The sequence below is a fragment of the Pseudomonas sp. 8AS genome (genome assembly GCF_902506505.1).
In the GTDB taxonomy this organism is placed as follows: Bacteria; Pseudomonadota; Gammaproteobacteria; order Pseudomonadales; family Pseudomonadaceae; genus Aquipseudomonas.
The window spans coordinates 803072-827684 of record NZ_LR733406.1; the positions used below are offsets into that span (position 1 = coordinate 803072).

The 24613-nt window shown below is 63.3% G+C and carries 20 protein-coding genes; 12 read left to right on the plus strand and 8 right to left on the minus strand.

The genetic code is table 11. The annotated features are described in order from the left end of the window. Positions 1–48: 48 nt before the first annotated feature. Positions 49–2460 (minus strand): penicillin-binding protein 1A, encoded by a 2412-nt coding sequence (locus tag GV001_RS03675; protein ID WP_160078245.1) that lies wholly within the window; start codon positions 2458–2460, stop codon positions 49–51. A 184-nt stretch (positions 2461–2644) separates the two neighbouring features. Here GV001_RS03675 and GV001_RS03680 point away from each other — a divergent pair, with 184 nt between their 5' ends. From GV001_RS03680 to hemE, 11 genes are all read left to right on the plus strand, one after another. Beyond that, the gene (locus GV001_RS03680; protein WP_160078247.1) at positions 2645–3709 is read left to right on the plus strand and encodes a pilus assembly protein PilM; all 1065 of its coding nucleotides are present in this window, start codon (positions 2645–2647) and stop codon (positions 3707–3709) included. After that, the gene (locus GV001_RS03685; protein WP_160078249.1) at positions 3709–4314 is read left to right on the plus strand and encodes a PilN domain-containing protein; all 606 of its coding nucleotides are present in this window, start codon (positions 3709–3711) and stop codon (positions 4312–4314) included. Before GV001_RS03680 ends, GV001_RS03685 begins: the two co-directional genes overlap by 1 nt. Then, complete coding sequence (gene pilO / locus GV001_RS03690) at positions 4314–4937, plus strand: type 4a pilus biogenesis protein PilO (protein ID WP_160078251.1); 624 nt, start codon at positions 4314–4316, stop codon at positions 4935–4937. Before GV001_RS03685 ends, pilO begins: the two co-directional genes overlap by 1 nt. Then, the gene (pilP, locus tag GV001_RS03695) at positions 4934–5458 is read left to right on the plus strand and encodes a type 4a pilus biogenesis lipoprotein PilP (RefSeq protein WP_160078253.1); all 525 of its coding nucleotides are present in this window, start codon (positions 4934–4936) and stop codon (positions 5456–5458) included. Before pilO ends, pilP begins: the two co-directional genes overlap by 4 nt. Before the next feature lie 53 nt (positions 5459–5511). After that, positions 5512–7563 carry a type IV pilus secretin PilQ gene (gene pilQ / locus GV001_RS03700; protein WP_160083143.1) on the plus strand — a complete coding sequence of 684 codons (2052 nt, stop codon included), beginning with the start codon at positions 5512–5514 and terminating at the stop codon, positions 7561–7563. A 4-nt stretch (positions 7564–7567) separates the two neighbouring features. Continuing rightward, entirely contained in the window at positions 7568–8086 is a 519-nt protein-coding gene (aroK, locus tag GV001_RS03705) for a shikimate kinase AroK (RefSeq protein ID WP_160078255.1), read from the plus strand. A 49-nt stretch (positions 8087–8135) separates the two neighbouring features. Next, positions 8136–9239 (plus strand): 3-dehydroquinate synthase, encoded by a 1104-nt coding sequence (aroB, locus tag GV001_RS03710; protein WP_160078257.1) that lies wholly within the window; start codon positions 8136–8138, stop codon positions 9237–9239. 10 nt (positions 9240–9249) lie between these two features. Continuing rightward, positions 9250–10866, plus strand: coding sequence for an AAA family ATPase (locus tag GV001_RS03715; RefSeq protein WP_160078259.1), 1617 nt, complete (start codon positions 9250–9252; stop codon positions 10864–10866). Between the two features lie 244 nt (positions 10867–11110). Beyond that, on the plus strand, positions 11111–15556 hold the full coding sequence (gene gltB, locus GV001_RS03720) for a glutamate synthase large subunit (RefSeq protein WP_160078261.1): 4446 nt from the start codon (positions 11111–11113) through the stop codon (positions 15554–15556). Between the two features lie 31 nt (positions 15557–15587). Further along, positions 15588–17006, plus strand: a complete 1419-nt coding sequence (locus GV001_RS03725) for an FAD-dependent oxidoreductase (RefSeq protein ID WP_160078263.1) — start codon at positions 15588–15590, stop codon at positions 17004–17006. 250 nt (positions 17007–17256) lie between these two features. Further along, the gene (hemE, locus tag GV001_RS03730) at positions 17257–18324 is read left to right on the plus strand and encodes a uroporphyrinogen decarboxylase (protein WP_160078265.1); all 1068 of its coding nucleotides are present in this window, start codon (positions 17257–17259) and stop codon (positions 18322–18324) included. Between the two features lie 319 nt (positions 18325–18643). On the opposite strand, the gene GV001_RS03735 is transcribed toward hemE, so the two are convergent. From GV001_RS03735 to GV001_RS03755, 5 genes are all read right to left on the minus strand, one after another. Next, positions 18644–19339 carry an OmpW family protein gene (locus GV001_RS03735; RefSeq protein ID WP_160078267.1) on the minus strand — a complete coding sequence of 232 codons (696 nt, stop codon included), beginning with the start codon at positions 19337–19339 and terminating at the stop codon, positions 18644–18646. Positions 19340–19483: 144 nt separating this feature from the next. Continuing rightward, on the minus strand, positions 19484–19996 hold the full coding sequence (locus GV001_RS03740; RefSeq protein ID WP_160078269.1) for a DUF3299 domain-containing protein: 513 nt from the start codon (positions 19994–19996) through the stop codon (positions 19484–19486). A gap of 8 nt (positions 19997–20004) precedes the next feature. Beyond that, positions 20005–21408, minus strand: coding sequence for an FtsX-like permease family protein (locus GV001_RS03745; RefSeq protein ID WP_160078271.1), 1404 nt, complete (start codon positions 21406–21408; stop codon positions 20005–20007). Between the two features lies 1 nt (position 21409). After that, positions 21410–22117: an ABC transporter ATP-binding protein gene (locus GV001_RS03750; RefSeq protein ID WP_160078273.1), complete on the minus strand. Its 708-nt coding sequence runs from the start codon at positions 22115–22117 to the stop codon at positions 21410–21412. A gap of 120 nt (positions 22118–22237) precedes the next feature. Continuing rightward, positions 22238–22798 (minus strand): DUF2796 domain-containing protein, encoded by a 561-nt coding sequence (locus GV001_RS03755; protein ID WP_160078275.1) that lies wholly within the window; start codon positions 22796–22798, stop codon positions 22238–22240. A 124-nt stretch (positions 22799–22922) separates the two neighbouring features. Between GV001_RS03755 and GV001_RS03760 the strand changes: the two genes are divergently transcribed. Then, positions 22923–23270 (plus strand): hypothetical protein, encoded by a 348-nt coding sequence (locus GV001_RS03760; RefSeq protein WP_160078277.1) that lies wholly within the window; start codon positions 22923–22925, stop codon positions 23268–23270. On the opposite strand, the gene GV001_RS03765 is transcribed toward GV001_RS03760, so the two are convergent. After that, positions 23271–23708, minus strand: coding sequence for a thioesterase family protein (locus tag GV001_RS03765; protein ID WP_160078279.1), 438 nt, complete (start codon positions 23706–23708; stop codon positions 23271–23273). A gap of 1 nt (position 23709) precedes the next feature. Beyond that, positions 23710–24582, minus strand: coding sequence for a thioredoxin (gene trxA, locus GV001_RS03770; protein ID WP_160078281.1), 873 nt, complete (start codon positions 24580–24582; stop codon positions 23710–23712). Positions 24583–24613 lie beyond the last annotated feature (31 nt).

Consider the following 24613-nt stretch of genomic DNA (forward strand, 5'->3'; position numbering starts at 1 on the left):
TGTGGGTGGCGTTTGCGCTTCGGGCTCGGCGTGGCCGAGCGCAAGTGCTCAGAACAGGTCGATGGGGGCGGCTTCATCCTGCGGCAGCGGGCTGCCGGGAATGGCCAGGCCGTCCAGCTCGCTGGTCGGGGGCGGCGAGTCTTCGCTCTTGAACAGCTCGAAGTAGGCGTCCGGGGCGCCTGGCGAGGCGGCGCGGCCGCTGAGTGGATCGACGCGCAGGGTGAGCAGACCGGCCGGCTCGGGCGGCAGGTGCTCCGGCTTGTCCTTGAGCGCCGCGCTCATGTAGCTCATCCAGATCGGCAGGGCCACGGTGCCGCCGTACTCATGGCGGCCCAGGCTTTCCGGCTGGTCGAAGCCGGACCACACGGTGGTCACGTAATCGGCGTTGTAGCCGGAGAACCAGCTGTCCTTGGACTCGTTGGTGGTGCCGGTCTTGCCCGCCAGGTCGCCACGGCCCATGGCCAGGGCGCGGCGCCCGGTGCCGCGCTTGATCACGTCCTGCAGCATGTTGGTGAGGATGTAGGCGGTGCGCTCGTCGATGATCTGCTCGGCAATCACCGGCTTGACCGGGGTGGCGTTCGCCTCCAGCGAGAGCGGCATGGCTTGCTGTTCTTCCAGGTTCGCCGCGCTGCTGGCGGTGCGCGCCGGGTTGGCGATGAACAGCGGCTTGCCCTCGCGGCTGTCGATGCGTTCGATCAGGTACGGCTGGATCTTGTAGCCGCCGTTGGCGAAGGCCGTCCAGCCGGTGGCGATCTCCAGTGGGGTCAGGTTGGCCGTGCCGAGGGCCAGCGACAGGTTGCGTGGCAGATCCTGCTTGTTGAAGCCGAAGTTGCTGATGTAGTCGAGGGTGAAGTCGATGCCGATGGTCTGCAGCAGGCGGATCGACACCAGGTTGCGTGACTTGTACAGGGCCTCGCGCAGGCGGATCGGGCCGAGGAAGGTGTTGTTGTCGTTCTTCGGTCGCCAGGCTTCATCCATGCCGGCTTCCTGGAATACGATGGGTGCATCGTTGACCAGGCTGGCGGCGGTGAAGCCGCTGTCCAGCGCGGCGCTATAGATGAACGGCTTGAAACTCGAACCGGGCTGGCGCTTGGCCTGGGCGGCGCGGTTGTAGTTGCTCTGCTCGAAGGAGAAGCCGCCGACCAGGGCGCGGATCGCGCCGTTCTGCGGGTCCAGCGAGACCAGGGCGCTCTGCGCGGCCGGAATCTGGCGGAACAGCAGGCTGTTGTTCTTCGTCTCGCGCTCGACTCGGACCAGGTCGCCGATCTGCACAACGTCTTCCGGCTTCTGCGGTCGCGGCCCCAGGCTGTTGGTGTTGAGGAAGGGGCGGGCCCATTTCATGCTGTCCCAGGCTACCGGCTCTTCCTCGCCATTGCGCTTGAGCACCAGGATGCCGCTCTTCTCGACCTGGCTGACAATCACCGGCTCCAGGCCGCCAATGCTTTTCTGCTTGCTCAGTTCCTGCAGCCAGGCTTCGCGGGTCAGGCCGGGCAGGCGGGTTTCCGGGCCGCGGTAGCCATGGCGCTGGTCATAGCTGATCAGGCCGTCATGCAGGGACTGGTTGGCGGCTTCTTGCAGCGCTGCGGGCACGGTGGTGGTGACGCGGAAACCTTCGGTGTAGGCGTCGCTGCCATAGCGGCCGACCATTTCGGCGCGGGCCATTTCGGCGATGTAGGGCGCATTCAGTTCCGGCGGTTGCACATGGTGGCGCGCGTCCACCGGTTCGGCGATGGCGGCGTCATAGCGGGCCTGGTCGATGGTGCCCAGTTTCAGCATGCGGCCGAGGATCCAGTCGCGGCGCTCCATGCTGCGTTGCGGGTTGATCAGTGGGTTGTAGCGCGAGGGGGCCTTGGGTAGGCCGGCGATCATTGCCATCTGCGCCAGGCTGGTGTCGCGGATCGACTTGCCATAGTAGACCTGGGCGGCGGCCTCGATGCCGTAGGCACGGTTGCCCAGGTAGATCTTGTTGACGTAGAGCTCGAGAATTTCGTTCTTGCTGAGCTCGCGCTCTATCTGCAAAGCGAGGAGTATCTCGCTGATCTTGCGTGAAAAGCTGCGCTCGTTGGTAAGGAAGAAGTTCTTCGCTACCTGCATGGTGATGGTGCTGCCGCCAGTCTGGATGTGCCCGCTCGACAATAACTGAGTGGCAGCACGCATCAGGCTGGTAAAGTCGACGCCATAATGGTTGGCGAAATTGTCGTCTTCTGCCGCCAGCAGGGCGTGGATGAAATCCTGGGGGATGTCATCGAAGCGAATGGGGGAGCGGCGCATCTCGCCAAACTCGGCGATCAGCTTGTTATCGCTGCTGTAGACGCGCAGGGGAATCTGCAGCTGGATGCTGCGCAGTGACTCGACCGAGGGCAGGCCAGGGCTAAGGTAGAGGAAGGCCCCGCTGAAACTGAGGGCTAGCCCACAAAAAACGGCGACGCAAGACCACCAGAAAAACTTCAGCAGACGCATTAGGACTCTTGGATTTCCAGATAAAAGAATGAGTTAAGCGTGGGGCAGTGTGAAAAGAGAAAAACTGTTCACATTATAAGCGGTTTTTTTGCCGGGTAGCCATTTGCGCTTCTGTCAAGACTGTTATTTAATGTGGAAAAACATAAATAGTCCGTAAGTCTCGGATGCAGATAGGAAATCGGTCGTGCTAGGGCTCTTCAATAAGAAAGCGAACACGCTTCTGGGGATCGACATCAGTTCGACCTCGGTCAAGCTCCTCGAATTGAGTCGCTCGGGAAGCCGCTACAAGGTAGAGGCCTACGCTGTCGAGCCGCTCCCCCCAAATGCTGTTGTCGAAAAGAACATCGCCGAGCTGGAAGGCGTTGGTCAGGCGCTGTCGCGCGTGCTGGCCAAGGCCAAGACCGGTACGCGGTCGGCTGCCGTTGCAGTCGCCGGTTCCGCGGTGATCACCAAGACGATCGAGATGGAGGCCGGCCTCAACGACGACGAGCTGGAAAACCAGCTGAAGATCGAGGCGGACCAATACATTCCTTACCCGCTCGAAGAGGTTGCCATCGACTTCGAAGTGCAGGGTGTTTCGGCGCGCAACGCTGACCGGGTTGAGGTGCTGCTGGCGGCCTGCCGCAAAGAGAACGTCGAGGTGCGCGAAGCCGCCCTAGCGCTGTCCGGTCTGACGGCCAAGGTGGTGGATGTCGAGGCTTACGCCCTGGAGCGCGCCTATGGTCTGCTCGCTGCCCAGCTGGGTGGCGGCCACGACGAACTGACGGTCGCGATAGTCGACATCGGCGCGACCATGACGACTCTCAGCGTCCTGCATAACGGCCGTACCATCTATACCCGCGAGCAGATGTTCGGCGGCCGCCAGTTGACCGAAGAAATCCAGCGCCGCTATGGCCTGTCGGTCGAAGAGGCCGGGCTGGCTAAGAAGCAGGGTGGTCTGCCCGACGATTACGAGAGCGAAGTGCTGCAGCCTTTCAAGGAGGCGGTGGTGCAGCAGGTCTCGCGCTCGCTGCAGTTCTTCTTCGCGGCCGGGCAGTTCAACGATGTCGATTACATCCTTCTGGCCGGGGGGACTGCGTCCATCCCGGATCTCGATCGGCTGATCCAGCAAAAAATCGGTACTCCAACCCTGGTGGCCAACCCGTTCGCCGATATGGCGCTGGGTGGCAAGGTCAATGCTGGTGCGCTGGCAAGTGATGCGCCTTCGTTGATGATTGCCTGTGGTCTGGCGATGAGGAGTTTTGACTGATGGCACGGATCAACCTTCTTCCCTGGCGCGAACAGCTGCGCGAAGAGCGCAAGCAGCGCTTTCTGGTCGCCCTTGCCGGTGTGCTCGTGATTTCTGCCGGTTTGGTATTCCTCGGCGGTCAATACCTGAACGGTGCCATCGAGCAGCAGACTGCGCGCAATGAGTTCGTGCGCAAGGAAATTGCCGTGCTGGATGCGCGGATCAAGGAAATCAGCGAGCTGAAAACCCGGCGAGCGCAACTGCTCGAGCGGATGAAGATCATTCAGGACCTGCAGGGTAACCGGCCGATCATTGGGCGGGTCTTCGATCAGTTCGTTCGTACACTGCCGGATGGGGTGTATTTCACGGAGCTGAAGATGGAGGGCAAGTCGATTGCCATCACCGGGGCTGCCGAGTCGAACAATCGGGTGTCAAATCTCATGCGCAATCTGGATTCGTCAGATTGGCTGGAGTTGCCAAATCTGACTGAGGTCAAGGCGGTGACGGCGGGTGCAGTAGAGCAGGCTAACGTATTCAAGCTTAGTGTTCAGCAGACGAGGCCGGGTAACGATGCGGAGTCTGCGGCAGGCGATATGAGCAAGGGAACTGTAGGGGGTAAACAATAATGAGCTTTGCCGAATCTCTGGAGTCCCTGCGCAAAATAGAACTGTCGGAGCTTGATCTAAATAATCTGGGGTCTTGGCCGGCGGCGGTAAAGGTCATTGCATGCATGTTGTTGCTGGTTGCAGCAATGGCTCTTGGTTACAACTTTTACCTTAAGGATCTCCAAGTTCAGCTTGACGGGCAGCGTGCCGAAGAGGAGGCGTTAAAGCAGCAGTTTACAAATAAGGCTTTTCAAGCTGCCAATCTGGATGCATATAAAGTCCAGATGAAGGAGATGGAGGCGTCCTTTGGTGCTTTGCTTCGTCAGTTGCCTAGCGATACTGAGGTGCCGGGACTGCTTGAGGATATTACTCGCACTGGTCTGGGTAGTGGTTTGGAGTTTGAAGAAATCAAATTGCAGCCGGAAGTTGTTCAGCAGTTCTATATAGAGCTGCCGATCCAGATCTCCGTTGTTGGTGGCTACCATGACTTGGCTACTTTCGTCAGTGGCGTTGCCAGTCTGCCGCGAATTGTTACGCTGCATGACTTTGATATAAAGGTTGCGGAGGCTGGTGGTGTATCCAGGCTGCGTATGAATGTCCTGGCTAAGACATACCGCTACAACGACCGGGAGCTGAAGAAATGAGTGCTGTTCGTCTGCTCTGTGTGGGGGTTGTTTTTACGCTGGCGGGCTGTGTTGGTGGTGATGACTTTTCCGACCTGCAGGCGTTTATGGATCAGGAGCGTGCCCGCCCCAAGGGTGCAATTGAACCTTTGCCGAAATTTCAGCCCTATGAAGCCTTTACCTATGGTGCTGCTGCGCTCAGGAACCCGTTCCAGCCTCCGGTAAAAATTGACTTGGCTAGTCAGCAGAAGGGCAGCAAGGACATCAAGCCCGACGAGGCTAGAGTTCGTCAGTTCTTGGAGGGCTTCAATATTGAAACCTTCGAGATGGTGGGGACTCTGGCTAATCAGGGGGCTACATTTGCACTGGTTCGCGGTGCGGGTGGTGTGCATCGTGTAAAAGTGGGCGATTACTTGGGTCGCAATCATGGCCGTGTCACCGCAATTGACGAAGTGCGGATTGAGGTGACCGAAATTGTTCCTGATGGTGAGGGTGGATGGCTTGAGCGTCCTCGTAGTCTAACCCTCAACGAGCGATCTTAACGGCGGGGTCAGGCATGAAAAACAATTACATATCTGCAGAATGGAATAAGCTGATGAATAGCACTTTGTCTCGTCTTGGCATCTCGCTTGTCGTGGCTATGTTTGCTCCAACCTTGCTGGCTGCCAATTTGCAGGGCTTGGATGTGGCTTCGCTGCCGGGTGACAAGGTCGAGTTGAAGCTGACTTTCGACGAGGCGATTATTGCCCCGAGAGGCTACACCATTGAGCAGCCGGCTCGGATTGCTCTGGATTTGCCCGGTGTTACGAGCAAGCTTGGCACCAAGAATCGCGAGATCGGCGTTGGTAACGCTCGTAGCCTGACTGTAGTAGAAGCTAAGGATCGGACGCGCCTGATTGTCAATCTGTCCACTCTTGTTCCGTATAGCACTCGTGCCGATGGTAAGAATCTCTATGTGATCATTGGTGATGGCGCGGCCAGTGCTGCGCAAGGCGCGACGAGCGCGATGGCCCAGCCTGCCAAGGCCTATGCGGGAGGTGGGCGAGCCATCAAGGCTATCGACTTCCAGCGTGGCGAGCAGGGTGAGGGCAACATTGTTATTGAGTTGTCGGATCCGACGGTAAGCCCGGATATTCAGGAGCAGGGTGGAAAGATTCGCCTGGATTTTGCCAATACTCAACTGCCAGATGCTCTTCGAGCTCGTCTGGATGTCAAGGATTTCGCCACCCCGGTGCAGTTCGTCAACTCGGTTACTCAGGGGGCTAATGCTTCCATCACAGTTGAGCCCACCGGCTTTTATGATTACTTGGTGTTTCAGGCAGATAACAAGCTGACCATAAGCGTGAAGCCTCTGAGTCAGGGGGATGTCGAGAAGCGCAAGGCTGAGCGTTTTGCGTACTCTGGAGAAAAGCTGTCCCTCAATTTTCAAGATATTGATGTGCGTTCGGTGCTGCAGCTTATTGCTGATTTTACTGACATGAATCTGGTGGCCAGTGACACCGTGCAGGGCAATATAACCTTGCGCCTGCAAAATGTGCCGTGGGATCAGGCTCTGGATCTCGTGCTGAAAACCCGTGGGCTTGATAAGCGTAAGGTCGGCAACGTCCTTCTGGTTGCGCCGGCTGATGAAATCGCAGCCCGCGAGCGGCAGGAGCTTGAGGCCAAGCAGCAGCTGGCAGAGTTGGCGCCTCTGCGTCGGGAAGTCGTTCAGCTGAACTATGCGAAAGCTTCTGACATCGCCAAGCTGTTTGAAGAATACTCCGCAGAGGGCGAGCAAAAAGATATGCGAGGTTCCATCATCTTTGATGACAGGACCAATAGTCTGATCGCTTATTTGACTCAAGAGCGTCTGGATGAGTTGCGCAGAATTGTGAGTCAGCTTGATATAGCGGTTCGCCAGGTAATGATTGAGGCGCGGATTGTTGAGGCCAATGTTGACTTCGATAAGGAGTTGGGGGTCGAGTGGCGTGGTGTGGGGATAGGGGACAATAATTGGGTTGTGGGTGGCACAAACAGCCTGGTTAAGGGGTCTGATCCTCTTGATGTTCAGGCCGGAAATTTTGTTGACCTTGGTTCGATCGGTCGTACTTCGGGTTTGAATCTTGGTTTCATCACCGATAACACGCTGCTTGATCTTGAGCTGTCCGCAATGGAGAAGACGGGGAATGGCGAAGTTATTTCGCAGCCCAAGGTTGTAACCTCCGACAAGGAGACGGCGAAGATCCTTAAAGGGGCAAAGATTCCGTATCCGGAGGCATCGTCGAGCGGTGCGGCGACTACTGCCTTTGCTGAGGCCAACTTGTCGCTGGAGGTTACCCCGCAGATTACTCCGGATAATCGAGTGATCATTGAAGTTAAGGTCAATAAGGATACTGCTGACTTTACTCAGCAGGTGAATGGCACGCCGTCTATCCTGACCAATGAAGTGAATGCAAAAGTGTTGGTCAGCGATGGTGAAACCATTGTGATTGGTGGCATCTTTAGCAATACGCAGTCTAAAACGGTCGATAAGGTACCGTTGTTGGGGGATATGCCTTTCCTTGGGCGTCTATTCCGGCGTGATGTTGTTGAGGACTCCAAGTCCGAGTTGCTGGTGTTCCTCACTCCGCGCATCATGAACAACCAAGCCATCGCCGTGGGCCGTTGATGTTGTGAGGAATTTGATCCTGGTAGGTCCGATGGGGGCTGGTAAGAGCACCATCGGGCGGTTGTTGGCAAAAGAGTTGAAGTTGCACTTCAAGGACTCCGACAAGGAGATTGAGCAGCGCACCGGCGCTGACATTCCTTGGATCTTCGATGTCGAGGGCGAGCAGGGTTTTCGTGAGCGCGAGCAGTCGATGGTCGCGGAACTGTGCGAGCTCAGCGGCGTGGTGATTGCGACCGGCGGCGGTGTGGTGCTGCGGCCGGAGAATCGCCAGGCGCTGCGCGCCGGTGGGCGGGTGATCTACCTGCATGCATCGGTAGAGCAGCAGCTGGATCGCACCTCGCGTGACCGCAATCGCCCGCTGCTGCGCAATTCCGATCCGGCCAAGGTGCTCGCAAGTCTTATGCAGATTCGCGACCCCCTGTACCGAGAGATCGCTGATGTAATCATCGAGACCGATGAGCGCCCGCCACGTATGGTGGTGCAGGAAATCATTGATCGTCTCGATGCGCTCCCTCCCCGTTAAAGCCAGGGCCTAACTGCGTTATCCTATTGCCCTTTCTTCAGGGGGCGTCATGCAGACTCTTACAGTCGATCTAGGCGAGCGCAGTTATCCCATCTACATAGGTGAGGGGCTGTTGGCTCGTGCGGAGCTGTTCAAGCAGCATCTTGCTGGCCGGCAGGTTGCCATTGTCACCAATGAGACCGTGGCGCCACTTTATCTGAAGGCGCTCGAAACCAGCCTGGCTGGATGTGAGCTGGCCTCGGTCATCTTGCCGGATGGCGAAGCCCACAAGAATTGGCAAACCTTGCAACTGATCTTCGACGGCCTGCTGCAGGCGCGTCATGACCGGCGCACCACGGTTATCGCCTTGGGTGGTGGCGTGGTCGGGGATATGGCCGGCTTTGCGGCGGCCTGCTATCAGCGCGGTGTCGATTTCATCCAGGTGCCGACCACGCTGCTGTCCCAGGTCGACTCTTCGGTGGGTGGCAAGACCGGCATCAACCATCCGCTGGGCAAGAACATGGTCGGTGCCTTCTATCAGCCGAAGGCGGTGGTGATCGACACCTCGGTGCTGGCTACCCTGCCGGCCCGCGAGCTGTCCGCCGGGCTGGCCGAGGTCATCAAGTACGGCTTGATTTGCGACGAGGCTTTTCTGGGCTGGCTCGAGGCGCATGTCGAGGCCTTGCGAGCCCTGGATGGCCGGGCCTTGGTCGAGGCGATCGAGCGTTCCTGTGCGGCCAAGGCGCGCGTGGTTGGTGCCGATGAGCGCGAGTCGGGGGTGCGGGCCACGCTCAACCTCGGGCATACCTTCGGGCATGCCATCGAGACGCACATGGGCTATGGCGTCTGGTTGCATGGCGAGGCGGTCGCTGCGGGAACGGCCATGGCGCTCGAGATGTCTACTCGCCTGGGTTGGATTTCCGCGTCCGAGCGCGACCGCGGTCTGCGCCTGCTGATCAAGGCCGGCCTGCCAGTTGTGCCGCCCGTCGAGATGACGGCGGATGATTTCCTCGAACATATGGCGGTGGACAAGAAGGTCCTCGACGGTCGCCTGCGTCTGGTGCTGTTGCGCCGGATGGGCGATGCGGTGGTGACCGATGAATTCCCGCGCGAAGTGCTGGATGCCACTCTGGCTGCGGATTACCGCACCCTGGCGGCTCGACTTGAATCATAACGAGAGTTCCATGACCAGTTTGCATGCCGATGAGGCCTATCTCGGCCATTACCAGTTCAGTCATGACCCCTTCGCCGCGCGCGTGCCGGGCTTCCGCTTTTTTCCGGCACAGCGCAAGCCGGTGCTGGGGCAGCTGCATCACCTGGCGCGCTACAGTCAGCTGCTGCTGGTGGTCAGTGGGCCGATCGGCAGCGGCAAGACTCTGCTGCGCCAGGCGCTGGTCGCCAGCACCAACAAGCAGGCGGTGCAAAGCGTGGTGGTGTCGGCTCGCGGCGCCGGGGATTTGGCCGGACTGTTCCGCCAGATCGCTCAGGGCCTGGGGATGCAGCAGTTCGATGTGCGCAGCATTCTCGCGCAGGTGGCGCAGCTGGCGCTGACCGGCCAGGAGGTCTACCTGCTGGTGGATGATGCCGAGCAGTTGGCCGATGCCACGCTGGAGGGTTTGTTCGCTCTGGCGGCGGGTTCCGGCGAGGCGCGCCCGCATGTGTTCCTGTTTGCTGAAACCGCGCTGATCTCGCGGCTCGAGGCCCTGAGCGATGGCGAAGAGCGCTTTCACGCCATTGAGCTGCAGCCCTACAGCGAGGACGAGACACGGGAATACCTGGCTCAGCGCCTGGATGGTGCGGGGCAGGGCATCGAGCTGCTCTCGGATGATCAGGTGACCGATATCTACCTCACTTCCGGCGGCTGGCCGGGGCGGATCAACCAGGTGGCGCGGGATGTGCTGATCGAGGCGATGCTGGCTCAGCGCAACGCCGCGAGCAGTTCGGCGGGCCTGCTGGGCTTGCCGCGCAAGCACCTGCTGGCCCTGGTGGTGGTGGCGATCGGGCTCGGCGCCGCGTGGTTCATGCAGGGGCGGCAGGAGCGTCTGGCGCAGGAGTCGCCGGCGCAGGTGCTGCCCGAGGCCGTGGCGCCGGTAGCGGCTGCGCCGGATGGCACGGCAGCGGAGCCGGCAGCCAAGCCAGAGGGCGGAGCGTCCATCGAGTTTGCCGGCTCCAGTCAGCCGCTGCCGCTGCCACTGGTGGGTGAGGCCCAGCCGGTCATTCGCGAGCCGCTGGCGCAGGTTTCCGGGATGGCGGAAGGCGAAGAGGGTGGTGAGGCGGAAAACCTGGCGGCCCTGCCGCCCGCGCAACCGGTAGCGCCGGTTGCCGTGCCGAGCGTTCCCCCGGCTGCCGTTGCGCTGGCAGCGGTGCCTATGCTGCCGGTCGCTGCGCCTGCTGCGCCGGTTGTCGCGCCTGCACCTGCACCTGCTGCCGCGCCGAAGCCGGTGCCGGTGGCCAAGCCGGTCGTGCCTCAGCCCAAGCCGGCTGCCGTCGCCGCGGCCAAGGCAGGCTCCGCGAGTGCGGGCTGGTATGGCGCGCAACCCGCCAGCCAGTTTGCCCTGCAGATTCTCGGTACCCGCTCGGAGGGTGGTGCGCAGGCCTTTGTCAGCAAGAACGGCGCCGAGTACCGCTACTTCAAGAAAATGCACCAGGGCCAGCCGCTGTATGTGGTGACCTACGGCAAGTTTTCCAGCCGGGCGGCGGCGCAGGCGGCGATCAAGTCGCTGCCGGCCAGCGTGCAGGCGGGCAAGCCCTGGCCGCGCAGTTTTGCCAGTATCCAGCAGGAGGCCGTGCAGGCCCGTTAGTGCGTGATGATTTGCGAGTGATTCGGTGACCGGTCGATGCTAGCACGAACGACCGGTCACTGCCTTTCTTCTGCGCGACATAAGAGTTCATCCCTCCGTCACGAAGATTTGTGACGCCGGGGGTGCGTATGTACAATGTCTGCCCTTTGCCTGCGCCATGCCGGGGTTTTCCCGTGCGCGCGTGGCAGGTAGGTCGATGAATTAGAAAGCAATTTGCCTATAAGGCAGCCTGGTGAGAGTCCCTATGAAAGCAGGTCTGTACCATCCTGATGAGTTCAAGGATAACTGCGGCTTCGGCTTGATCGCCCATATGCAGGGCGAGGCAAGCCATAACTTGCTGCAGACTGCCATTGAAGCCCTGACCTGTATGACCCACCGCGGCGGTATCAACGCCGACGGCAAGACCGGTGACGGTTGTGGTCTGCTGATCCAGAAGCCGGATCTGTTCCTGCGCGCCATGTCCGTGCAGCATTTCGGCGTCGAGCTGCCGCAGCAGTACGCCGTCGGCATGGTGTTCTTCAACCAGGACCCGGCCAAGGCCGAAGCCGCGCGCGAGAACATGAACCGCGAGATCCTCGCTGCCGGTCTGACCCTGGTTGGCTGGCGCAAGGTGCCGGTCGATACCAGCGTACTCGGCCGCCTGGCCCTGGAGCGTCTGCCGCAGATCGAGCAGGTGTTCGTCGGCGGCGAAGGTCTGTCCGATCAGGACTTCGCGATCAAGCTGTTCAGCGCCCGTCGTCGCTCCTCGGTGGCCAATGCCGCCGACACCGACCACTACATCTGCAGCTTTTCGCACAAGACCATCATCTACAAAGGCCTGATGATGCCGGCCGACCTGCAGCAGTTCTACCCGGACCTGGGTGACGAGCGCCTGCAGACCGCCATTTGCGTCTTCCACCAGCGCTTCTCCACCAACACTCTGCCGAAATGGCCGCTGGCGCAGCCGTTCCGCTTCCTCGCCCACAACGGCGAGATCAACACCATCACCGGCAACCGCAACTGGGCCCAGGCCCGGCGCACCAAGTTCGCCAACGAGCTGATCCCGGATCTGGAAGAGCTCGGTCCGCTGGTCAATCGCGTCGGCTCCGACTCCTCGAGCATGGACAACATGCTGGAGCTGATGGTCACCGGCGGTATCGACCTGTTCCGCGGCGTGCGCATGATCATCCCGCCGGCCTGGCAGAACATGGAAACCATGGATGCCGACCTGCGCGCGTTCTATGAGTACAACTCCATGCACATGGAACCGTGGGACGGCCCGGCCGGCGTGGTGCTGACCGACGGCCGCCATGCCGTCTGCCTGCTCGACCGCAACGGCCTGCGTCCGGCGCGCTGGGTCACCACCAAGAACGGCTACATCACCCTGGCGTCGGAAATCGGCGTGTGGGACTACCAGCCGGAAGACGTGATCGCCAAGGGTCGCGTCGGCCCGGGGCAGATCCTCGCGGTGGATACCGAGACCGGCCAGGTGCTCAGCACCGACGACATCGACAACCGTCTGAAGTCGCGCCACCCCTACAAGCAGTGGCTGCGCCAGAATGCCGTGCGCATCCAGGCGACCCTGGCCGACGACCAGGGCGTGGCCAGCTACGATGCCGACCAGCTCAAGCAATACATGAAGATGTTCCAGGTCACCTTCGAGGAGCGTGACCAGGTTCTGCGTCCGCTCGCCGAGCAGGGCCAGGAAGCGGTCGGCTCGATGGGTGACGACACGCCGATGGCGGTGCTGTCGCAACGCGTGCGCTCGACCTACGACTATTTCCGCCAGCAGTTCGCCCAGGTCACCAACCCGCCGATCGACCCGCTGCGCGAAGCCATTGTCATGTCCCTGGAGATCTGCCTCGGTGCCGAGCGCAACATCTTCCAGGAGTCGCCCGAGCATGCGATCCGCGTGATCCTCACGTCGCCGGTGATTTCCCCGGCCAAGTGGCGCTCGCTGATGGCCCTCGACGAGCCGGGTTTCGAGCGCCACGTCATCGACCTCAACTATGACGAGAGCGTCGGCCTGGAAGCGGCGGTGCGCAACATCGCCGACCAGGCCGAGGAAGCGGTGCGTGCCGGCAAGAGCCAGCTGGTGCTGACCGACCGCCACATTGCCCCGGGCAAGCTGCCGGCCCATGCCTCGCTGGCCGTTGGTGCCGTGCACCATCGCCTGACCGAGACCGGCCTGCGTTGCGACAGCAACATCCTGGTCGAGACCGCCACCGCCCGCGACCCGCACCACTTCGCCGTGCTGCTCGGCTTCGGCGCCTCCGCAGTGTACCCGTACCTGGCCTACGAAGTGCTGGCCGACCTGATCCGCACCGGCGAAGTGCTGGGCGATCTGGACGAAGTGTTCAAGCACTACCGCAAGGGCATCTCCAAGGGCCTGCTGAAGATCCTGTCGAAGATGGGTATCTCCACCGTCGCCTCGTACCGCGGCGCGCAGCTGTTCGAAGCGGTGGGTCTGTCCGACGAGGTGGTCGAGCTGAGCTTCCGTGGCGTGGCCAGTCGCCTGAAAGGTGCGCGCTTCGTCGATATCGAGGCCGAGCAGAAACTGCTGGCGGGCGAGGCCTGGAACAACCGCAAGGCCATCCAGCAGGGCGGCCTGCTCAAGTTTGTCTACGGCGGCGAGTACCACGCCTACAACCCGGACGTGGTCAACACCCTGCAGGCCGCCGTGCAACAGGGCAACTACGAGAAGTACAAGGAATACGCGGCGCTGGTCGACACCCGCCCGGTGTCGATGCTACGCGACCTGCTGCAGGTCAAGCTGGCCGAGCAGCCGCTGGCGCTCGATCAGGTCGAGCCGCTGCAGTCGATCTTCAAGCGCTTCGACGCCGCCGGGATCTCCCTCGGCGCGCTGTCGCCGGAAGCCCACGAAGCCATCGCCGAGGCGATGAACCGCATCGGTGGTCGCTCCAACTCCGGCGAGGGCGGCGAAGACCCGGCCCGCTACGGCACCGTGCGCAGCTCGAAGATCAAGCAGGTGGCCACCGGCCGTTTCGGCGTGACCCCGGAATACCTGGTCAACGCCGAAGTGCTGCAGATCAAAGTCGCCCAGGGCGCCAAGCCCGGTGAAGGCGGCCAGCTGCCCGGCGGCAAGGTCAACGGCCTGATCGCCAAGCTGCGCTATGCGGTACCCGGCGTGACCTTGATCTCGCCGCCGCCGCACCACGACATCTACTCGATCGAAGACCTCTCGCAGCTGATTTTCGACCTCAAGCAGGTCAACCCGCAGGCGCTGGTCTCGGTCAAGCTGGTGGCGGAAGCCGGGGTTGGCACCATCGCCGCCGGTGTGGCCAAGGCCTACGCTGACCTGATCACCATCTCTGGCTACGACGGCGGCACCGGCGCTTCGCCGCTGAGCTCGATCAAGTACGCCGGCAGCCCCTGGGAACTCGGCCTGGCCGAAACCCATCAGACCCTGCGTGGCAACGACCTGCGCGGCAAGGTGCGGGTGCAGACCGACGGCGGCCTGAAGACCGGCCTCGACGTGATCAAGGCCGCCATCCTCGGCGCCGAGAGCTTCGGCTTCGGCACCGGGCCGATGGTCGCCCTGGGCTGCAAGTACCTGCGCATCTGCCACCTGAACAACTGCGCCACCGGCGTCGCAACCCAGAACGACAAGCTGCGCAAGGACCACTTCATCGGCACCGTCGAGATGGTGGTGAACTATTTCACCTTCGTCGCCGAGGACACCCGCGAGTGGCTGGCCAAGCTGGGCGTGCGCAGCCTGGGCGAGCTGATCGGGCGTACCGACCTGCTGGACATGCTGCCGGGTGAAACCGCCAAGCAGCAGCACCTGGACCTGTCGCCGCTGCTCGGCAGCGACCACGTGCCGGCCGACAAGCCGCAGTTCTGCGAAGTCGACCGCAACCCGCCGTTCGATCAGGGCCTGCTGGCCGAGAAGATGGTCGAGATGGCCAAGGGCGCCATCGCCGGCAAGACTGGCGGCGAGTTCGGGCTGGATATCTGCAACTGCGACCGCTCGATCGGCGCGCGGATTTCCGGCGAGATCGCCAAGGCCCACGGCAACCAGGGCATGAAGGACGCGCCGATCACCTTCCGCTTCAAGGGCACCGCCGGGCAGAGCTTCGGCGTGTGGAACGCCGGCGGCCTGAACCTGTACCTGCAGGGCGATGCCAACGACTACGTCGGCAAGGGCATGACCGGCGGCAAGCTGGTCATCGTTCCGCCGGCCGGCAGCCCGTTCAAGACCCAGGAATCGGCGATCATCGGCAACACCTGCCTGTACGGCGCCACCGGCGGCAAGCTGTTCGCCGTGGGCACCGCCGGCGAGCGTTTCGCCGTGCGCAACTCCGGCGCCCACGCCGTGGTGGAAGGCACCGGCGACCATTGCTGCGAATACATGACCGGCGGCTTCGTCTGCGTGCTGGGCAAGACCGGGGTCAACTTCGGTTCCGGCATGACCGGCGGCTTCGCCTACGTGCTCGACCAGGACAACACCTTTGTCGACCGCGTCAACCACGAGCTGGTGGAAATCCAACGCATCAACAACGAAGCCATGGAAGCCTATCGCAGCCACCTGCAGGGCGTGCTGGCCGAGTATGTGGCGGAAACCGGCAGCGAGTGGGGCAGCAACCTGCTGGAGAATCTGGACGACTACCTGCGCAAGTTCTGGCTGGTCAAACCGAAAGCGGCAAGCCTGGGCTCGCTGCTCAGCAGCACCCGTGCTAACCCGCAGTAATTGCGCCTGAAGTAGTTGATGAGGTTTTGAAATGACTGAACGTCTGAACAACGACTTCCAGTTCATCGAAGTCGGGCGCAAGGATCCGAAAAAGAAGCTCCTGCGCCAGCGCAAGAAGGAATTCGTGGAGATCTACGAAGCCTTCAAGCCGGCCCAGGCCGCCGAGCAGGCACACCGTTGCCTGGGTTGCGGCAACCCCTATTGCGAGTGGAAGTGCCCGGTGCACAACTTCATTCCCAACTGGTTGAAGCTGGTGTCCGAAGGCAACATCCTGGCCGCCGCCGAGCTGAGCCACCAGACCAACACCCTGCCGGAAGTCTGCGGCCGCGTGTGCCCGCAGGACCGCCTGTGCGAGGGCGCCTGCACCCTCAACGACGGCTTCGGCGCGGTGACCATCGGTTCGGTGGAGAAGTACATCACCGACACGGCATTTGCCATGGGCTGGCGCCCGGACATGTCCAAGGTCAAGCCGACCGGCAAGCGCGTCGCCGTGATCGGCGCCGGCCCGGCCGGCCTCGGCTGCGCCGACGTGCTGGTACGCAACGGCGTGACCCCGGTGGTGTTCGACAAGAACCCGGAAATCGGCGGCCTGCTGACCTTCGGCATCCCCGAGTTCAAGCTGGAAAAGAGCGTGCTCAGCCGCCGCCGCGAAGTCTTCACCGGCATGGGCGTGGAGTTCCGCCTGAGCACCGAGATCGGCAAGGACATCACCCTCGACCAGCTGCTGGCCGAGTACGATGCCGTGTTCATGGGCATGGGCACCTACACCTACATGAAGGGCGGCTTCCCCGGTGAAGACCTGCCGGGCGTCACCGATGCCCTGGACTTCCTGATCGCCAACGTCAATCGCAACCTCGGCTTTGAAAAGAGTGCGGAAGACTTTATCGATATGAAGGGCAAGCGCGTGGTGGTGCTCGGTGGCGGCGACACGGCGATGGACTGCAACCGCACCTCCATCCGCCAGGGCGCCAAGGCCGTGACCTGCGCCTATCGCCGCGACGAAGAGAACATGCCGGGCTCGCGCAAGGAAGTGAAGAACGCCAAGGAAGAGGGCGTGAAGTTCCTCTTCAACCGCCAGCCCATCGCCATCGTCGGCGAGGACAAGGTGGAAGGCGTCAAGGTGGTCGAGACCCGTCTCGGCGAACCGGACGCCCGTGGCCGTCGCAGCCCCGAGCCGATCCCCGGTTCCGAGGAAATCATCCCGGCCGAAGCCGTGCTGATCGCCTTCGGTTTCCGGCCGAGCCCGGCGCCGTGGTTTGCCGACTTCCAGATCGACACCGACAGCCAGGGCCGCGTGGTGGCGCCGGAGCAGAGCCAGTTCAAGCACCAGACCAGCAACCCGAAGATCTTCGCCGGTGGCGACATGGTCCGCGGTTCCGACCTGGTGGTGACGGCGATCTTCGAAGGCCGCAACGCCGCCGAAGGCATCCTCGACTACCTGGGCGTCTGATCGTCGCTAACGTTGTGGTGCGCGCGGCGCACCCTACGGGTCGCGGCAAATCGTCGCGACAGACAAAAGGCACGGCACTCGCCGTGCCTTTTGTTTTGCGCTCTGCGAAAATGCCCACACTTTTTCTGCGCCGCAGTGCGCGGGCCCCTGTGACCCGGGAGCCCGCCCGAAGTAGGGGGACGCCGCTGGCCGGCATCCGCATACTCTGCACCGTGAAGTTTCCCTGCCGAATTTTCCAGGAACCCTGCCGATGTCCGCTCTGAAGAACGACCGTTTCCTCCGCGCCCTGCTCAAGCAGCCCGTCGACGTCACCCCGGTGTGGATGATGCGCCAGGCCGGTCGTTACCTGCCGGAGTACCGTGCCACCCGGGCCAAGGCGGGCAACTTCGTCAACCTGATGAAGAACCCGGAACTGGCCTGCGAAGTCACCATCCAGCCGCTGGACCGTTACCCGCAGCTGGACGCAGCGATCCTGTTCTCCGACATCCTCACCATCCCCGACGCCATGGGCCAGGGCCTGTACTTCGAGACCGGCGAAGGCCCGCGCTTCCAGAAGGTGGTCAGCAGCCTGGCCGATATCGAGGCTCTGCCGATCCCCGATCCGGAACAGGATCTGGGCTACGTGATGGACGCGGTGCGCACCATCCGCAGCGAGCTGAACGGCCGCGTGCCGCTGATCGGCTTCTCCGGCAGCCCCTGGACCCTGGCCACCTACATGGTCGAGGGTGGCTCGTCGAAGGACTTCCGCAAGTCCAAGGCCATGCTCTACGACAATCCGCAGGCCATGCACGCCCTGCTCGACAAGCTGGCCCTGTCGGTCACCGCCTACCTCAACGGCCAGATCAAGGCCGGCGCCCAGGCCGTGCAGATCTTCGACTCCTGGGGCGGCAGCCTGTCGGCGGCGGCTTATCAGGAGTTCTCCCTGGCCTACATGAAGAAGATCGTCGACGGCCTGATCCGCGAGCACGACGGCCGTCGCGTGCCGGTGATCCTGTTCACCAAGGGCGGCGGCCTGTGGCTGGAGTCCATGGCCGAGACCGGCGCCGAGGCCCTGGGCCTGGACTGGACCTGCGATATTGGCAGCGCCCGCCAGCGCGTGGGTAGCAAGGTGGCCCTGCAGGGCAACATGGACCCGAGCGTGCTGTACGCCAACCCGGCGGCGATCCGCGCCGAAGTGGCGCGCATCCTGGCCAGCTATGGCCATGGCAGCGGCCAGGTGTTCAACCTCGGCCACGGCATTACCCCGGAAGTCGACCCGGAACACGCCCGGGCCTTCTTCGAGGCGGTGCATGAGCTGTCGGCGCAGTACCACGGCTGATTGCCGCGCCAATTAGGAAGACTCCGTCCCCGTTACGGGTTGTACCTGTCGTCGAGCCTTGGCGGGAGCGGATTCAGCCGTGATAAACAGGCCGCTCGGAGCAAGTCTCGACCGCAATGACTTCGCAGTAGCCAGCGTGGGCGCCTGCCCCAACCAAGCCTGTAGGCGGATTTATCTGCGGTCGAGCCGCGACGCGGGCTCATCTTTCGCGGCTAAAGCCGCCCCCATACAACAGCGCAGTGCCGCTACACCTGATTGGGACATAGCCACAAAAAAGCCGCGCAGTGCGCGGCTTTTTTGTTGGGCGGCTAGGCTGAGTTTAGAACTTGTAGCCCAGGCCGACCATGTACACGAACGGGTCGACGTCGACGTCCACTTCGACTTCGCCGAGGGCGCTGTGGTCGACGGTTGCGGTGGTGTCGATGTCGATGTAGCGCACCTGGGCGTTGAGCAGCAGGTTGTCGGTCAGCATGTAGTCCATGCCCACCTGGTAGGCCAGGCCCCACGAGTCGTCGAGCTCCAGGTTGCTGAAGCCGTTGTTTTCCTGGCGGCTGCTCAGGTCTTCGTCGAAGAAGATGGTGTAGTTGATGCCCAGGCCGACATAGGGCTGGAAGGCGGATTTGCTGTCCAGCGGGTAGTACACGGCGCTCAGGGTCGGCGGCAGGTGCTTGATGTCGCCGAAGCTGCCATCGATGGTGCCGGCAGGAGTGCCCAGCGCGGCGTCGACGCCTTTCACGCCCACTTCGTGGCTGAACGGGGTGGCGGCCAGCAACTCGATACCGATGTTGTTGGTGACCATGTAGGCGAAGTTCAGACCCAGCTGGGTGTCGCTGTCCAGGGTGGCCTTGGTGCCGGCGACGTCGGCGCCGCCGACTTGCAGCTCGCTGCTGTCTTCTTGCGGGTCGACGGTGGCAGCACCGGCGCGAACGATGATGTCACCCGCCTCGAAGGCCTGGGCCATCGGCGCCGCAACGGCGAGGGCGAGAAGGGATGCGGTCAGCAGGGACTTGCGCATGGTGTGCTCCAATCAGTTTTGGGAATTTGTGTTGGCTGAGCGGATTGTCAGGCAACCCGATGGAGGCACTTGTTGACCCAGCTCAATAGCCGGAAGTGTTGTAGGGCTTTAGGGGTGCGTCAATCTGGCACACCCCGCAGGCCGTCACATTTCGTAGGGATAGATCTTCTCGGCCTGCATCTGGTAGCCGGCTTCGGCCAGCTCGCTGCTGATCTGCGCGACCTTGAGCGGGCCCTCGATCCAGAACGGCTGGTACAGGGCGTCCATCAGCACGCCCAGCTCGCTGGTGACGTGGACGATCTGGTTCGACGGCGGCGGCGGCACGTGGATGCAGGCGCCGAAGTAGGGGACGAAGAGGAATTCGGTGACCCGGCCCTCCTCGGTCACATCCAGCGGCACTATGTAGCCGGGCAGCTTGATCTGCTGGCCGTCGAGCGCCTTGATCACCGGCGCTGCCGGCGACTGCTGGGTGGCGGCCGGGGCGCTTTCGGCGGCGAGCTGGTCGGCCAGCTGGCTCAGGTCATGCAGCGGGGCACCCGGTTGCCCCTGCACCGGTGCGCCGGCCGGGACCAGTTCGCTCCAGGTCAGCTCGCGGGCATCCGCCGCCCACAGGGGCGTGGCGCAGAACAGCAGCAGGGCGAGCAGGGCACGCGACATCCAACACCTCACAAACGAATCGACAGGCCATCGGCCAGGGATTGCCGATAGGCGCGCCAGGCCGGCACGCTGCCCATCAGCAGGGCGGCGGCCAGAATAGCGCCGAGCAGCGTCCACTCATAGCCGCTGGGCAGGTTCAGCGGCAGGTACAGGCCGTAATGCGCCTGCACATAGCCCTGGCTGGCGGCGATGCCCAGGTAGAGCAGGGCCAGGCCGAGCAGCACGCCGGCCAGGGCCAGGGCCAGGGCTTCCAGCACCAGCAGGCTGGCGATATGCCAGGGCCGCGCGCCCACCGAGCGGAGGATGGCCATCTCCCTGCGGCGCTCGTTGAGGCTGGTGAGGATGGCGGTGAGCATGCCGATCAGCCCGGTCAGCACGACGAACAGCGAAACCACGAACAGCGCCTTCTCGGCCACGCCCATCAGGCTCCACAGCTCCTGCAGGGCCACCCCGGGCAGGATCGCCAGCAGCGGCTCGCCGCGGTATTCGTTGACCTGGCGCTGCACGGCGAAGGTGGCGATCTTGCTTTTCAGGCCAAGCAAGACGGCGGTGATCGCCTTGGGCTGCAGGCCCTGCCCACAAGCTGCTGCGCTTGACGCTGCTGCGTTGGAAGCAGGCTCGGAATGCTCATTTACCGACTCGTAAACTGCGCTTCCTCGCCCACTTCCGCCTTGCATCGCCTGCGCTCGCGACGCTTGTGGGCAGGCCCCGAATAGCTGGCGCGCCTGTTCGGCCGAGACCTTGCCGGCGCCGCGCGCCGGCATGCCGTTCTGCCAGTCGACATGCAGCGCCTCCATGCCGGCCAGGGAAATATGCAGGGTGCGATCCACCGGGGTGCCGGTGCGGGCGAGGATGCCGGTCACGCTGAACGGCTTGTCGTCGTGCTGGGTCAGGCTGATGGTGCTGACACCGTGGGCCAGGACGATCTTGTCGCCCAGCCGGTAGCCCAGCGCCTCGGCCACTTCGGCGCCGAGCACCACCTCGAACAGGTCGGCGAACGGCTTGCCCTCGGCCAGCTGCAGGCTCTGCCCGCGGCCGTAGTGGTAATGGGCGAAGTAGCCGGCATCGGTGCCCATCACCCGGTAGCCGCGGTGCGAGTCGCCCAGCGACAGCGGGATCGCCCACAGCACCTGCGGGTGTCTGGCCAGGGTCTCGAAGCTGTCCCAGCGGATGTTGTTGGTGGCGTTGCCGATGCGGAACACCGAGTACAGCAGCAGGTTCACGCTGCCGGAACGGGCGCCGACGATCAGGTCGGTACCGCTGATGGTGCTGGCGAAACTGGCGCGCGCCTCGCTGCGCACCCGCTCGACGGCCAGCAGCAGGCACACCGACAGGGCGATGGCGAACACCGTGAGCAGGGCAGTGAAGCGGCGGTTGGCCAGGCTGGCCAGGGCGATGCGGATCAAATGCATGTCAGGCCTCCTGCGGGCGCGCGGCGCGGTTCAGCTCGGCCAGTGACAGGCTGCGGTCGAACAGCGGCGCCAGGCTCTGGTCGTGGCTGACGAACAGCAGGCTGGCGCCGGCCGCGCGGCATTCGGCGAACAGCAGCCGGAGGAAGGCCTCGCGGGCATCAACGTCGAGCGCCGAGGTCGGTTCGTCGGCGATCACCAGTTCCGGCTGGCCGATCAGCGCGCGGGCGGCGGCGACGCGCTGCTGCTGGCCGATCGACAGCGAGTCGGCGCGGCGTTCGAGCAGTGCGGCGGGCAGCCCGAGGTGGCCGAGCAGGTGGGCGGCGGCCTGGTCGATGCTGCCGTGGCGCTGGGCGGCGCGCTGGGCCCGGCTGCGCGAGAAGCGGCAGGGCAGTTCGACGTTCGCCCTGACGGACAGGAAGGGCAGCAGGTTGAACTGCTGGAAGATGTAGCCGGTGTGGTCGACGCGGAAGCGGTCGCGGGCGCTGGACGACAGGCGTCCGAGATCCGTGCCGAGCAGGCGCACCTGGCCGCGACCGGGCTGCTGCACGCCGCCGAGCAGGCCGAGCAGGGTGGTCTTGCCGCTGCCGCTGGGGCCCTTGAGGAACAGGCTCTCGCCGCGTTGCAGGGTGAAGGCGGGGATATCCAGCAGCTCGGCCTGGCCGGGCCAGGCGAAACCGAGGTCGGTGAGTTCGATCAGTGGGTCGGACATGGTCGGGCCAATGGCGGACGAAGGGCACAGCATAGGGAGTTTGCCGCGGCAGGTGTAGACGGCTCTGTGTAGGTGCGCCGTGCGCACCAGTGGCCTGTGCGTGGTGTTCAGCCGGGATGATCAGAAGCTCAGGCGCGAATTGCCCGGGCTGAGCGTCGTGCCCTGCTGGCCGCTGGGGCCGATCAGCTGGACGTCGAGCTTCTCGGTGCCGGGGAAGCTGCCGAAGAAGCTGCCCAGCTCCAGGGTTTGCAGGGCGGCGGGCGTGGCGCAGGCGAACCGGTAGTGGGCGCTGATATCGCTGTGGCCCGGTTTCTCCCCCTGCTCGTCGTCTGCGTGCGCGGCGAACAGGGCGCCCTGCAACTCATGTTCCTTGAGTGCGCAGCGGGCCTCGATGGGCAGGGCGAACAGGGCCTGCGGTTGCTCCAGTTGCCGGCGTACGGCGGCGACCTTGGCCTGGTCCGCCGCGCTGCTGGCGGCATGCTCGAAACCGACGATATTCATCGCCGGGCTCTCCAGCTGGATCTCCAGGGTGTTGCCGTCCAGCGCCACATTCAGGCTGGCCAGGCCGTGCTCATGCTTGTCCAGGCTGGCGTGCTCTTCGTGGCCATGCTCATGGCTTTGAGCGTTTGCAGCTGCCAGCGGCAGCAGGGCGAAGGGCAGGGCGAGCAGAAAGTGGCGCATGGTGGACTCCGGGCAAGAAGATGTTGTGGTTATGTTATAACAAGTTTTAAGCAGAGTTGGCCAGCGGGTTTGGCGGCACGGAGCGGGCGTGGCAGCATGCCGGCAGTTGAACGAGGAGTGGGGCATGTTGCGCATCAAGGGGCGGATCGGCGAGTGGCCGGTGGACCTGACAGTGGAAATGGATCGGGAAGACTGGGCGCAACTGGCGGCGCTGTTGCCCCGCGACAGCGTCATGGCATCGGCACCTGCACCGCAGGCAACTGTGGCAAAAGCCCAGGATGGCCTGTGGCAGACCGCGCAGGACTTGCTGCAGCGCGCCGGCAGCCTGGAGGGGCCGCAGCTGCTGGCCGAACTGAGCGCCCTGGCCGGCAGTGCCGCGGCCGGCAAGCGCCTGCTGGTGCGCCTGCGCCATTGCCCGCAGGTGCAAATAGAAAGCGGCGCCGAAGCGCCGCTGTATCGCTGGATTGGCTGATCAACCGGCCTGGTTGACCCGCACGCCCGGCGCGCCGCATTCAAGCTGCGCGCGCAGGTCGGCGGGGATGGCGGTCTTGGCGAAGGTCTGCGCATCGACCATCACGTAGGTGACTTCGCTGCGTGCCACCAGGCGCTGCTCGGCCTGCTGGATGATCTCCACCAGCAGGCTGTACGAGGTGGTGCCCAGGCGTAGGGTCTGCACCTGAATGACCAGCACGTCATCGAAGCGCGCCGGCGAGCTCCAGTCGGTGCTCATGCGCACCACCTGGCTGTCCAGGCCACGGTCGAGCAGGTACTGATAGCTGCCAAACAAGGCGCGGTAGAACTCGGTGGCGGCCACGTCGATGTAGTCGCCATAGCGCGCGTTGAACACCACCTGCTGGGCATCGCACTCGCCGTAGCGCACCCGCAGCAGTAACTGGAATGGCGTGCTCATCTCAATAAATGGCCTGGTACAGCTTGCGCCGGTACAGGGTCACCAGCGGGTGGTCGTTGCCGAGCAGGTCGAACACCTGCAGCAGGGTCTTGTGGGTGATGCCCTCGGCATAGCTGCGGTTGCGCACGAACAGTCTGAGCAGGCCATCCAGCGCCGCCTCGTACTGCTGGCGGGCCAGTTGCTGGATGGCCAGCTGGTAGGTGGCCTCGTCGTCGTTGCCGTCCTGGGCCAGGCGGCTCTTCAGCTCGGCGCTGTCTGGCAGGTCGGCGGCCTGACGGAGGAAGGTCAGCTGCGCCTTGGCACCGGCCAGGGCCTGCTTGTGTTCGTCGCCCTTCACCGCGCCCAGCACCGCCTCGGCTTCGCCCAGCTCGCCGCGCTCGGCCAGGCAGCGGGCATAGAGGATCAGCGCGGCGGCGTTCTCGTTGTTCTCGGTGAGCACCTGCTTGAGCAGGCTCTCGGCCTCGGCGATGCGGCCTTCGGCGAACAGCGCCTGGGCCGTTTCCATGGGGTCGGCGGCTTGCGGCGCCGGCTCGGCGACATGCGGTTTGAGCATCTCGCGAATCGCCGACTCCGGCTGCGCACCGGCGAAGCCGTCGACCGGCTGGCCGTTCTTGAACAGCACCACGGTGGGCAGGCTGCGGATGCCGAAGCGGGCGACTATGTCCTGCTCGATGTCGCAGTTGACCTTGGCCAGCAGCAGCTCGCCGCGGTACTCCTCGGTGATCTTCGCCAGCAGCGGCATCAGCGCCTTGCACGGCGCGCACCACTCGGCCCAGAAGTCCACCAGCACCGGCTTGTGGAAGGAGTTCTCGATCACCAGCTGTTCGAAGCTGGCGGCACCGGAAATGTCGAAGATGTAGGGGGTGTCGCTCATGGGGATTCTCGAAAAGGCAAAGTGCCGGAAC